We start from the raw sequence: 13,425 nt of genomic DNA on the forward strand, positions 1-13,425 counted from the left end.
CGTTTTGTTTCGATTATCGCCGAGCATCCGCTTGAAGCCAGCTGACCAAGTCTCGTTGATTCTCTTCCGATACGCCATGATCCGTCGGATAGATCTTGAACGTGCAGTTCGGCGTTAATTGTTGAAAATACGCCGCGTTGTCCTTCCCGATCTGAACCGGGAATATGGAATCAAACTCCCCATGTGAGATAAAGACAGACACTTGATCTACAGACTGCAGCTCGTATTCCGTCTTCACGAACTCCGGAACATAGCCGTTCAAGGCTACGATTCCTTTCAATTGCTTCCCCATTGTCAGCGCAAGCGTCATGGATAGAATCGCGCCTTGGCTGAAGCCGAGTAAGTACCGCCCCGCTGGGTCAATCGGATATTTCTCCGTTACGTAGTGGATGAACGCTGCTAGCTGATGAACCGCAAGGTCGAAAGTTTCGCGAATCGGATTGCCCAATCCCTTCAGCTCGTAATATTGGTAGCCTGCGCCTAAACGAAGGTCTCCCCGAATGTTGATGATGATAAAATCACCCGACAATGGAGCCACCAGGCCATGCATGTTCTGTTCATTGGAGCCCTTACCGTGAAGGGTGATGATAGCCGGGTATTTCTTGGTTGGATCGCTGTTAGGCGGTAGATGGATATCATATTCATAAGCCACGTTCACTATAAACAACCTCCCAATCAAGCTCGCTGGAATATTAGTAATAAAGAATTAATTTTTATATGGCTAATATAACTCCACCCCACTAGTATGTCAATGAATTTATTGATAATATGTAATTATGTTCGGTATTACTAATATTTATAGGCAGGTGATCCTGATGGACATCGGTTCCACCATTCGCGCAATACGCAAACGCAAGAACATCACGATCGCCCAAATATGTGAAGAAACCGGTTTGTCGCAAGGTTTCATGAGCCAAGTCGAAACGAATAAAACGTCTCCTTCGATATCAACGCTGGATAACATCGCTGCGGCGCTAAACGTACCCCTAACCTATTTGCTCATGAAGAAGGACGAACGCATGACGATCGTCCGCAAAGATGAACGCAACGTGACCACAAGCGGCCTGGAGAAGCTGAAGGTCGAGCACCTAAGCTCGACTAGAGGGATGCGTATGATGCTCGTTGAACTTCCGCCCGGCGCCTCAACAGGAGCTGCGCCACATGCCCATAAAGGTGAAGAGTCGCATCTCGTCATCCAAGGGAAAATCATCGCCGAGCAAGGGGAAGATTCCGCCGTCCTGGAAGCAGGCGACTCCTTCAGCTGGAACGCCTCTACTCCCCATAGAGTAACCAATGTCAGCGATGGTATCAGCATCGTCCTCATCTCCGTGTACACCGGGTCGGAAGAGGATTTGGAACAGGAGTATCTATAGCACACGCACACAAAAAGAGGCTCATCCTCCGGTCGCAAACTCTACCTTGAGGATAGCCTCTTATTTTGTATTAAATCCCGAGCTTCTGCCCCTTCTCCAGCCGCTGAATTTGCTTCTCGCCTTCGTCTGCCAGGTCACGGAATTGACCGATTGTTTCGCGCATTTTGGGGAGAGCTTCCTTCTTGTACGTGCTGATCGAATCCAGCGCAGCAAGGACATCCGTGAATGCTTGCTTCAGCGTGTCTACGGAGATGCTCGCATTAAGCGCCTGCTTGTGAATCTCTGCTCCTTGCTCCTTCAGCATACGAGAAGTGCCGGCGATTAACTCGTTTGTCGTTTGGTTCAACAGTTCAATCTTCTTCAATACGATCTTCTGATTATAGAGGGCACTGGCGACCGTAACGGAAATTCGCAGTGCCGATATGGTCACATTCTTCGCTCGGTCAACGCCGCGAATAAGCTCCTTGTTGTTGCGGATGACGACTTCGATTGCCATGATTCCCTGCTGATTGACGACTAGCATCTGCTGCAGGTCCATGACGCGCTGGCGCAAGGGGAACAAGACTTCCTCCGTGATAAAACGAATCTTGTCGGGATCTTCATTACGAGCTGTCGCTTCAGCGATTTGCGTGGCGATGGATTCATCCATCAACATGCCAAGCTGAATTTCTTTCTGAAGCTTCTTGGTCAACTCGCGAAGCGTCTGCTGCTCGATCTCGAGCGTCGTATTGTCGTTCTTGAGCGTCATTTTCCCTTTATCCAAGGAGACCACGATGTCGGCGATAACCGCATCGGCCTTCTGATATTTGAGAAAGTACGCGCGTAACGGATTAAATAACTTGCCCAGAAATCCCGTCTTCGCAAAATCCACGACACTCGGGTCCAAATCCTTCAGCTGCGTATGAAGCTCGGATAACCCTTTGGCAACTTGCCCGCCGTCATCGCCCGTCTTCGAGAGATTGCCGACTGACACTTGGAGCAGCGAGTTCTTATCTGAGGATGATTTCATCGTGTTCAGCCCGAATGCGTCGATGGACGTGAGAATCTCCTTGCGCTTCTCGAGCGATTCCGTGTCTAAAGCCATGATTGTGGATACGTTGTTATCTGCGATTTCCTTGAGTTTGGCGATCTCTTCGGGGACCGGCTTAACCTCTTGTTCGATTACCTGCTTGATTTGCTCCGGGCTGGCGACTTCCATCGAGAATGACATCGAATTCCTCCTTTAGGTTGGGCATTCCATTACATTTGAACGTTGAGAAGGTTGCCGATCTTGTAAACAACGTCATCTGTATCGGCGTTGATGCTTGCCGCCTCGTTAATGCTCGATATGCTTTGAAGCGCTTTGATGTTGGCATTGTAGCCGATGGTGTAGATCGGAACTTTGTAGATTTCGACCAGCTCTTTGATATCGTTGAGCGAATGGCCTTCGTTCGTTTCCCCATCGCTTAGGACGAAAATAACGGGTTTCATATTCGGGTTGACGAGCAATTGGTCTTGCAGCATCTTGAGCGCGACGATGATGCCATCGAAGGTCGCCGTTCCACCGCCGGATTGCAGATTGTTCACGGCTCCCACGAACAACGATTGCTGAATCGCGTCGTATTTGCCGATCGGCACATCGATGGATACGTCGCTGGAGTACGAGACGAGTCCGATGCTGTTATCACGGCCGAGATACTTCTGCCCTTTAAGCAGCGATTCCTTGAGGCGGGCGAGCGGCTCGCCGTCCATACTTCCGGAGATATCGGTTACGAAGACGGCCGATATCGGTTTACTTCCGTTCTTCTTCTCTTTCCACAGCTTCTGAGCGGAAGTCAGCGTTGCGCCGTCCATGACAGCCAGCTCGGATTTGTACTCTTCAAGCTGGTTGAACCCTTTGTCCTTCGCCATCTGCTGGTATTTGTCTTGCGTCACGAATTCCGCGAATTTCTTGATGATGTCGATTTTCTCTTGCGGAAGGTCCCCCAGAGCGAATAACGGACTGTCATGTCGAACACCGAACGGCGTAAATACATAGCCGCTCTTCAATTCCGCGGCGTTGACGAAGGTCTGATATTCAAGCACGAAACCGTCCAGCATGCCCGACTTGGCTGCGTCTCGCATCTGTAAGGTAGTAGAAGCGATGAACGGCACGTTCGCTTGAAACTTCTCGAACCCTTGAACCGCTTTATCGCTCAAGCTATTGGCATTATCGAAGGTATGAAGTGCCGTTACGAGAAAGTTAAGTCCGGTCGAGCTGGCAAAAGGATCGGTATACCCCATCGAGAACTCATTGTTCGCAATGGCTTCGGTAACGGTTTTGACATTGACCGAGCCGTATTTATCGACCAATGCATCGTACTTGGCCTTGACAATGACGATACCCGGAACATTGCCGACGAGTCGCGGTGCGATAAGCTGCGTCTTGACTCCGCTGGCTTCCGCCATTTTGCCCCATAGTTCGTTAGATGGCGTGAACGCGTCCGGAACATATTTGCCGGTCTTAATATAATCAGTCGCCGTCCCAGAAGCGATGTTGCGGATTTTCACAGATGCGGGCTGGCCATTCACTTCGATTCCTGCATGATTGAATTCCGTTGCGACTTCGGTTAACCAGCCATCTACGCCGGTACCCGATTTCTCCGTGGAGGAGAAGATTTCAACGAATTGATTGGACGTGTTGTTCACCGCAATCGGGAACTTGGAGATGTCCGGCAGCGAAGCGGCGACGTCGATGGGATCCAGATCGATCTGCCCTTTCACCGGCTCCGCGGTCGTTACGGAAATATCTTCGTACAAATTGCTTAGCTGCTTGCCGGCGTTCTCGGAAGTGACTTCCGCTTTGGACTTCCCTAAGTTCGAGGTCAGATTAATGCCGTAATATACGAGGACGAATACGAGACCCAAGATCAAAATCGATATCACCAAAAACTTGCTCTGTTTGGACATAACCGCACCTCTCACTGTTTGTAATATTTAGTCTGCTTGATTAACGAATCGATCTCTTGCATGCATGGCATCTGATCGATTTCACTCGGCTCGAAGCTGTCCAAGCGCGAAATTTCAAGCAGCAGCTTATCCAGCTTGATCAACATCTCTTCGTTCGACTCCAGCGATTGCTTAACGAATGTCAGCTGTTCATTGACAATCCCTGTTCTTACTTGAAGAAGCTCAGGCGATATTCGGGAAGGCTTTGGGCCTCCACCGGCATGCTGAAGCTCCGATTCATCGAACACATGCAGCCGATTCAAGATACTTCTTACATTCAGGTAAAATAATTTCTCAACCTCCCGGGTCACAGAAGCGAACTTCTTGTAGCTAAGTTCATTCGGATCGAATCGCTGCCCGAGCACGTTCAGCAAGGTGTCCTGCCTCTTATTCATCCGCTCCATCTGATCCAGGGCATAAACCATATCCTCCTGAAGCACTTTCACTCGTCTATACCGCATGAGCGCCTCCTCGAAGTCTTCTCGCGTTCGCAGCTGCTTGACAGGCGTCGTCTCCGGCTGCTTAAACAGCAGCGTGTAGCTACCATAGAGCAGCGCGATGCCGCTCGCCAGAAGCAAAGTAACGCCGAGAGCCGATTCGAACGGACGCTCCCCGATCTTGGCACCCATAAAGCCGGGCGAAAATACCGCAATATTCACAGCCGCGATGACCACGATCATACCCAGCAGTTTCACGAATTTAGTTCCCATCGACCATGCTCCTCCATCCAGGTTCATTCCAATGTACGCGGCTTGATCGCAACATATTTCCGTTTCCTTAATCTGGATTACGGAAGATCAGGCGCGTAGTTTCAACATCGCTCATTTCGCCCATTCGGACAAGAAGTCGCGAAGCTCGACAAGTTGTTCTATTTCGACATTTTCTTCCATTATCCTTGGTCATTACTTAAAATTTTCCATAAGAATGGCGTATGCATTCGCTTCCTGGATAACTCACATACTGACAGAGAGTCCCAAAACGAATAATTTTTTCACTTGATTTCCAACTATTTGTGTTATAATTTCCATAGTTTTTTTGACCGGAGAACAGCCCTATCGAAATGAAGGCGATATTCGGAACCTCAAAATCTAGAAACTTACAGAAGTCGGTGATCACATGTTTCAATTCAAGTGGCTTTGGCACAATCTGATAGGTGATCGAGCGCGTTATATTATCGCTTTATGCCTGTCGGTGGTGGGCTCCTCGCTCACCATTATTAATCCTTACATCGGACAGCGAATTGTCGATCTCTTCATCGCTGGCAATGATGCAGCAAGTAATCTGACCGACAAACGAGCGCTGCTGATCGGCCTTTGCTTGGGCATGATCGGGTTTTCCTTGCTTCGCACGGGTCTGTCCTATTTTACGACCTTGCTGTATGAACGAGCTTCGCAGAACATGCTTTATCGCGTCCGGATCTACCTGTACAACAAGATTCAGGGTCAGGACATGAAGTACTACGATCGCAATCGTACCGGGGATCTCATGACCAAGATGACAGGTGACCTCGAGATGGTCCGGCATTCCTTGGCGTGGATTATCAAAACGATCATCGAATCGCTAACGGTATTTATTGCGGCTGTGGCGTATTTCTTCTATATCGACGCAGAGCTGACTTGGTGGCTGCTCATCCTGTCGCCTCCGATTGGGATTGTAGCCTTCATATTCGCCAGACGCGTACGTCCGATGTATGTGGATCTTAGGGAGCGCCTCTCACAGCTGAATACGACGACGCAGGAAAATATCGCGGGTAATCGCGTGGTCAAAGCGTTCGCGCGCGAGGAGTTCGAAATCAACAAATTCACGGAGAAAAGCGTGAACTACTCCAAGGCCAATAAGAAGGCTGCCTTGGTTTGGCTGGACTATTTCCCCTACTTGGAGATCTTCTCTCAGGGATTCAGCGTTATTCTGATGCTGGCAGGAGGTCTGTTCGTCATGAACGGGCGGATTACATTCGGGGAATTCTCGGCTTTCTCCGCGCTCGTATGGGGACTATCCAACCCGATGCGCAGCATTGGTATCATTATTAACGATATTCAGCGTTTCTTCGCGAGCCTTACCAAGATCATTGAAGTCTATTACGCTCATCCGGAAATCGTCAACAATCACAACAGCAGCACGGTTAAGCGGCGTTATAACGGCCGCATTCAGTTCGAGCATGTGAGCTTTAAGTATGACAATGTGACGGTGCTGGAAGACATTAACTTCACGATCGAGCCCGGTGAGACAATCGCCATCATGGGTGCTACGGGATCCGGGAAAACGACGCTAATCAACCTCATCCCACGCTTCTATGACATTACGAAGGGCCGCGTCTTGGTAGACGGCAAGGATGTGCGTAAGCTTGAGCTGGACGAGCTGCGCGGCAATATCGGCATCGCAACACAGGATGTCCTGCTGTTCTCCGATACGATCGACGGCAACATTGCTTACAGCAATCCGGATATACCGGAAGAGGATGTCTTCAAGTTCGCCGAGCTTGCCGCTGCCCAAGATTTCATTCGCAAAATGCCGGAAGGCTACAATACCGTCGTCGGTGAACGCGGCGTCGGATTGTCCGGCGGTCAGAAGCAGCGTATCGCCTTGGCTCGGGCTTTGGCCGTTCAGCCTCCAATCCTGATTCTCGACGATACTACATCTGCAGTCGATTTAGAGACGGAAGAGCATATCCAGAAGAGTCTGCGCGAGCTGGACTTCCCTTGTACGAAGATCATTATCGCCCAGCGGGTATCCACGACGTCGCAAGCTGACCGCATTCTTATTTTGGACAATGGACGTGTCATTGAAGAAGGCACGCACGCCGAGCTTCTAGCTAAGCGCGGTTACTATTACGACGTATTCAAGCTGCAGATCGAAGGCATCGGAAGGGGGGCGATCGCTCATGGCTAGAAATAAGTTCGATATGGATGAGAATTTGGAGTCACCGTTTAATATCCGACATTTCCGGCGTGCACTGGTCTACATCAGAAGGCAGCAGAAGCCGATGATTATCGCGTTTGTACTTAGCGCTTTGTCAGCCGGTATCGCGCTCTCCGCGCCTCTCATTATGCAGCATGTCGTCGACGTGACGATTCCCGCTAAGGATCGTCAAGGGCTTGTCTTCTGGTCGCTGCTTACACTGGCCACCATCGTCGTCAGCGTTATCTTGGCCACGATTCGTTCGCGTATGATGACGAGTGTCGGGCAGGATATTATCTTCGATATCCGGACGGACTTGTTCAAGCACCTGCAGGAGCTGCCGTTCCAATATTATGACGATCGCCCACAGGGCAAAATTCTCATACGGGTCGTCAACTACGTCAACTCCGTGTCGGATGTGCTATCCAACGGGATCATTAACTTAATCCTTGAAATTATGAATCTGCTCTTCATTGCCATCTTTATGTTCGCTGTTGATGTGAAGTTATCTTTTGTCATTCTGGGCGGTCTGCCCGTCTTCCTTGGCGTCATCATGCTGATCAAGACTAAGCAGCGCCGTGCGTGGCAGTCGGTATCGAACAAAAGCTCCAACTTGAATGCTTACTTGCAGGAGAGCATCAGCGGCATTCGCGTTACGCAGATCTTCACTCGTGAGCAGCATAATGAAGGCATCTTCACCCGGCTGTCCACCAACTACCGCAGTGCGTGGATGAGAACGATGTATCTCAACTTCCTCGTCCCTTTCTCGGTAGATAACCTGGCGACGACGGTCACGACAGCCATCTACTTCGTAGGTTTGCTGGCACTCGGTCCGGAAGAGGTGACGTTCGGCGTCATCCTCGCGATGAGCAGCTACGCGTCGCGCTTCTGGCAGCCTATCCTTAATATCTCGAACTTGTACAACAGCTTCATCAACTCCGTCGCCTACTTGGAGCGTATCTTCGAGACGCTGGATGAACCGGTGACCGTCAGCGACGTCAAGGATGCGAAGGAATTGCCGCCTATCCAAGGGAGGGTTACCTTCGATGATGTGACCTTCGCTTACGATCCGGGGCACAACATCCTGCAGAACCTTTCGTTCGATGTCAAAGCAGGCGAAAGCATCGCGCTCGTCGGTCCGACAGGTGCAGGCAAGACGACAGTAGTCAATCTGATCTCGCGTTTCTACAACATAACAGGCGGACAGATTCGCATTGACGGCCATGATATTGCGCAAATCAAGCTTAAATCGCTGCGCAGTCAGATGGGGATCATGCTGCAGGACAGCTTCATCTTCTCCGGCACGATTCTGGATAACATCCGCTACGGCAAGCTCGATGCTACCGAGGAAGAAGTTATCGCTGCCGCTAAGGCCGTCTGCGCGGATGAATTTATCCGCGAGTTCGAGAAGGGCTATATGACCGAGGTGAACGAGCGCGGCTCGAAGCTCTCACAAGGTCAGCGGCAGCTCATCTCCTTCGCTCGCACGCTGCTGGCGAACCCGCGCATACTCATTCTCGATGAGGCGACTTCGTCCATCGATGCGCAGACAGAGCGTCTGGTGCAGATGGGCTTGAACGAATTGCTGAAGGGACGCACGTCGTTCATCATCGCGCATCGCCTCTCCACGGTGAAGAACTGCGACCGCATCATGTATGTCGCCGACAAAGGCATCGCCGAAAGCGGCTCGCACGATGAGCTGCTCGCGCGGCGCGGCCGGTATTACAAGCTGTATTCAGCGCAAAAGATGGAGGCTTAAGCGTTGTAGCCTCCATCGGCGAAAAGGCAAGCCCCCGATCCTCGTAGAGAGGTTCGGGGGCTTGTTTGTTGAGGAGGATCGTATTTATGCAGGCAGGCAGCTCGCATGAAAGTTATAGGTATGGGCCTTTTATGATGCGGGTGCTCGCTCGATTGTGGAATGTTGCTTTTCGTGCAACAAAAGTTGCAGCTTTCGGCTGTGAGTGTGGATATGCTGCGCGTTATGCAACATTTCGGCTCCAGATGACCTTTAAAGCCCGACATTTAAGAAGATGTTGCCTTTCGCGCAGCATTTGCGAAGTTTCGCTACTGTAATGGGAGAAATGTTGCTTTTGGCGCAACAATCGGTAAATTACTTCTCACGCATTTGAAAAAAAGGCCACCCTTGTTGCGGCGTGTTCCGCCGCATGCTAGGTGACCTTTTAATAATTACACTACTTACTCGCTCATCTGTGCCAGCATGTTGAGCAGAACCGTTACAGCTTCTGCTCTTGTTGCATGGTCTGCCGGGGCGAATTCGTTATTGCCCTTGCCTTGCACAATGCCTGCTTGCTTCACAAACGCAACGCCGGACTTCGCCCACGCCGGAATAGCCTTGTCATCCGAGAAGCCGGTTGTTGCAACTTCTTCAGTAGTCTGACCCATTGCCTTAGCGATCATCGCTGCCATCTCAGCACGAGATATTTGTGCGTCTGGGCGGAAGCTGCCATCTGCATAACCTGTAATAATACCTGCTTGTACCGCTTGAGCAACTGCTTTCTGCGCCCAAGTTCCGATTTTCGCATGATCCGTGAACGTAAGCTTTGCTCCTGCTTCTTGCGGCTTCAATGCATTCATCAGCATGACTGCGAACTCAGCGCGCGTGACGGTTTTGCCAGGCTTAAACGTACCGTCTTGGTAACCGTTAACGATTCCGCTGGTTACCGCCTTCTTGATATTAGCTTCAGCCCAATGCCCGGAGATATCGCTGAATTTAATTGTTGGTGTTGGATCCGTTGGTTTCTGATTAACAACGAATACCGCATATTTCGTAAAGTGATTGACCTCTACGGAGATGTGGTTTGCGTTGATTTGGACACCGCCAACTTTGACCCATTCCTTCTTCACTTCGTCGTAATAGAAGACCGCTACCTTCTCATCGCCACTCAATTTGGTCGGATCAAAAGCAAACGTGAGCGTGATGGACTTACTGAAGTTCTCCGAGAAATTCTTCAGAATCTCGAAGACTGGGCTGGCTAGAACATCTTCATCTGAAACTAAATTTTGAGTGTTCAACACTTTGTCTATTGTTAGTTTCAGGTTATTGGCTGTTGAACCAGCCGGAATAGCGATTGTAACCGCATCTTCAAAGCTAACCTTCCCAGATTGGCCTGAAGGAAGTGTCAGTGTCCCATCTGTCGAGATCACCGTAGTGTCGATTGGCGTTGTCGGTTGTGTACCAGTTGGAGCTGCTGTCACCGTTACACGCGTAGCCGTGCTTACATTGCTTGCTGCATCCGTTGCCGTTACCTCAAGCTGTGTAGCTGTTGGTAGAGCTGCTGTCAGCGTGATGGAGAACGTGCCTCCTGTTGCTGTTGCCGATCCCAGCGTTGTTCCGCCTGCTTTTACCGTTACCGTAGAACCTGCTTCCGCTGTACCTGTGATGACGAGGTCATCGCTGTCCACTACGTTCACCATCGGTGCTGCCGGTGGTGTTACGTCTGGCGGCGTTACAACTGTTGCTTCTGTAACCGTAATATGTGTTGCTGTACTTACATTGCTTGCTGCATCCGTTGCTGTTACCTCAAGCTCTGTAGCTGTTGGTAGAGCTGCTGTCAGCGTGATGGAGAACGTGCCTCCTGTTGCAGTTGCCGATCCCAGCGTTGTTCCGCCTGCTTTTACCGTTACCGTGGAACCTGCTTCCGCTGTACCTGTGATGACGAGGTCATCGCTGTCCACTGCGTTCACCGTCGGTGCTGCCGGTGGTGTTACGTCTGGCGGCGTTACAACAGTTGCCTCTGTAACCGTAATTTGTGTTGCTGTGCTTACATTGCTTGCTGCATCCGTTGCTGTTACCTCAAGCACTGTAGCTGTAGGTAGAGCTGCTGTCAGCGTGATGGAGAACGTGCCTCCTGTTGCTACTGCCGATCCCAGCGTTGTTCCGCCTGCTTTTACCGTTACCGTGGAACCTGCTTCCGCTGTACCTGTGATGACGAGGTCATCGCTGTCCACTACGTTCACCATCGGTGCTGCCGGTGGTGTTACGTCTGGCGGCGTTACATTGTCTAATTGGATCACGGTCAGCGTGAACGTCTTGGTCTCGCTTGCTGTGCCTTTCGTAATCGTCGCAGTAAGCGTCACTGTCGCATCGCCAGATCCGTATGCTGGACGAGTAATTGCTCCGGTTGTTGCGTTGATGGCTGCATCGTTGGACGACCATGTGACTGTCGTTCCGTTTAGACCTGATGCTGGCAGTGTTACTGTTTGCGTTACGTTTGTAACTGTATCGCCGACACCGTACGTGATTGCCAGTGCGGTCTTCGCTGCGCTAACTGCTTGCGAATCCGTTTGGGCCAGTTCCACAACAGTCAGCGTAAATGTTTTTGTTTCGCTTGCTGTGCCTTTAGCAATCGTTGCGGTCAACGTTACCGCTGCATCACCCGATCCGTATGCCGGACGGGTAACTGCACCTGTCGTTGCGTTGATGGCTGCATCGTTGGACGACCATGTTACTGTCGTTCCGTTCAGCCCTGTTGCTGGCAGTGTTACTGTTTGCGTTACGTTTGAAACTGTATCACCGACACCGTACGTGATTGCCAGTGCGGTCTTCGCTGCGCTAACTGCTTGCGAATCCGTTTGGGCCAGTTCCACAACAGTCAGCGTAAATGTTTTTGTTTCGCTTGCTGTGCCTTTAGCAATCGTCGCGGTCAACGTTACCGCTGCATCACCCGATCCGTATGCCGGACGGGTAACTGCACCTGTCGTTGCGTTGATGGCTGCATCGTTGGACGACCACGAAATCGTCACGCCGTTCAGTCCTGTTGCCGACAGCGTTACTGCTTGCGTTACGCTTGCAGACGTATCGCCGCTACCGTAACCAACTTCTAACACTGCTTTCGCTGCGGTTACCGCTTGCGCGTCTGTTTGGGCCAGCTGAGGCACGGTCAGCGTGAACGTCTTGGTCTCGCTTGCTGTGCCTTTAGCAATCGTCGCGGTCAACGTTACCATTGCATCGCCAGATCCGTATGCTGGACGAGTGATTGCTCCGGTTGTTGCGTTGATGGCTGCATTATCGGACGACCATGTAACTGTCGTTCCGTTCTGCCCTGTTGCTGGCAGTGTTACTGTTTGCGTTACGTTTGTAACTGTATCGCCGACACCGTAACCAACTTCCAACACCGTCTTCGCTGCGGTTACCGCTTGTGCGTCTGTTTGTGCCAGCTGAGGCACGGTCAGCGTGAACGTCTTGGTCTCGCTTGCTGAGCCTTTAGCAATCGTCGCGGTCAACGTTACCATTGCATCGCCAGATCCGTATGCTGGACGAGTGATTGCTCCGGTTGTTGCGTTGATGGCTGCATTATCGGACGACCATGTAACTGTCGTTCCGTTCTGCCCTGTTGCTGGCAGTGTTACTGTTTGCGTTACGTTTGTAACTGTATCGCCGACACCGTACGTGATTGCCAGTGCGGTCTTCGCTTCGCTAACTGCTTGTGAATCCGTTTGGGCCAGTTCCACAACAGTCAGCGTAAATGTTTTGGTCTCGCTAGCTGTTCCTTTAGCAATCGTTGCAGTCAACGTTACCGTTGCATCGCCAGATCCGTATGCCGGACGAGTAATTGCTCCGGTTGTTGCGTTGATGGCTGCATCGTTGGACGACCATGTGACTGTCGTTCCGTTTAGACCTGATGCTGGCAGTGTTACTGTTTGCGTTACGTTTGTAACTGTATCGCCGACACCGTACGTGATTGCCAGTGCGGTCTTCGCTTCGCTAACTGCTTGTGAATCCGTTTGGGCCAGTTCCACAACAGTCAGCGTAAATGTTTTGGTCTCGCTTGCTGTGCCTTTAGCAATCGTCGCGGTCAACGTTACCGTTGCATTTCCCGATCCGTATGCCGGACGAGTAACTGCACCTGTCGTTGCGTTGATGGCTACATTATTCGATGACCACGAAATCGTCACGCCGTTCAGCCCTGTTGCCGCCAACGTCACTGCTTGCGTTACACTTGCAGCTGTTTCGCCGCTGCCGTAACCAACTTCTAACACCGTTTTCGCTGCGGTTACCGCTTGCGCGTCTGTTTGAGCCAGCTGCGGCACGGTCAGCGTGAACGTCTTGGTCTCACTTGCTGTGCCTTTAGCAATCGTTGCGGTCAACGTTACAGTCGCATTGCCTGATCCATACGCCGGACGTGTTACTGCGCCTGTCGTTGCATCGATTGCTACATCATTGGAT

Annotated in this window: 8 protein-coding genes; 3 read left to right on the forward strand and 5 right to left on the reverse strand. The window is 51.1% G+C overall.

Annotation, left to right across the window (positions count from 1 at the left end):
* Window positions 1-13: 13 nt before the first annotated feature.
* Window positions 14-658, reverse strand: a complete 645-nt coding sequence (locus tag AC0YN4_RS31635) for an alpha/beta hydrolase (protein WP_475837628.1) — start codon at window positions 656-658, stop codon at window positions 14-16.
* Between the two features lie 157 nt (window positions 659-815).
* Between AC0YN4_RS31635 and AC0YN4_RS31640 the strand changes: the two genes are divergently transcribed.
* Complete coding sequence (locus AC0YN4_RS31640) at window positions 816-1,373, forward strand: helix-turn-helix domain-containing protein (protein ID WP_475784784.1); 558 nt, start codon at window positions 816-818, stop codon at window positions 1,371-1,373.
* Between the two features lie 70 nt (window positions 1,374-1,443).
* Here AC0YN4_RS31640 and AC0YN4_RS31645 read toward each other — a convergent pair whose 3' ends face one another.
* From AC0YN4_RS31645 to AC0YN4_RS31655, 3 genes are read right to left on the reverse strand one after another with little or no spacing between them, the layout of a single operon-like run.
* Window positions 1,444-2,583: a toxic anion resistance protein gene (locus AC0YN4_RS31645; RefSeq protein ID WP_475784785.1), complete on the reverse strand. Its 1,140-nt coding sequence runs from the start codon at window positions 2,581-2,583 to the stop codon at window positions 1,444-1,446.
* A gap of 29 nt (window positions 2,584-2,612) precedes the next feature.
* Entirely contained in the window at window positions 2,613-4,301 is a 1,689-nt protein-coding gene (locus AC0YN4_RS31650; protein WP_475837629.1) for a vWA domain-containing protein, read from the reverse strand.
* 11 nt (window positions 4,302-4,312) lie between these two features.
* Entirely contained in the window at window positions 4,313-5,050 is a 738-nt protein-coding gene (locus tag AC0YN4_RS31655; RefSeq protein WP_475837630.1) for a hypothetical protein, read from the reverse strand.
* 406 nt (window positions 5,051-5,456) lie between these two features.
* On the opposite strand from AC0YN4_RS31655, the gene AC0YN4_RS31660 reads away from it, so the two are divergent.
* Together AC0YN4_RS31660 and AC0YN4_RS31665 are read left to right on the forward strand one after the other, a co-directional pair.
* Window positions 5,457-7,229, forward strand: a complete 1,773-nt coding sequence (locus tag AC0YN4_RS31660; protein ID WP_475837631.1) for an ABC transporter ATP-binding protein — start codon at window positions 5,457-5,459, stop codon at window positions 7,227-7,229.
* Window positions 7,222-8,997, forward strand: coding sequence for an ABC transporter ATP-binding protein (locus AC0YN4_RS31665; RefSeq protein WP_475784789.1), 1,776 nt, complete (start codon window positions 7,222-7,224; stop codon window positions 8,995-8,997). The genes AC0YN4_RS31660 and AC0YN4_RS31665 overlap by 8 nt, the downstream gene beginning before the upstream one ends.
* Before the next feature lie 437 nt (window positions 8,998-9,434).
* Here the strand turns inward: AC0YN4_RS31665 and AC0YN4_RS31670 are convergent.
* Window positions 9,435-13,425: immunoglobulin-like domain-containing protein (locus AC0YN4_RS31670; RefSeq protein WP_475837632.1), on the reverse strand; the 3,991-nt coding region annotated here is incomplete at its 5' end.

It is taken from the genome of Paenibacillus sp. J22R3 (assembly GCF_056269305.1).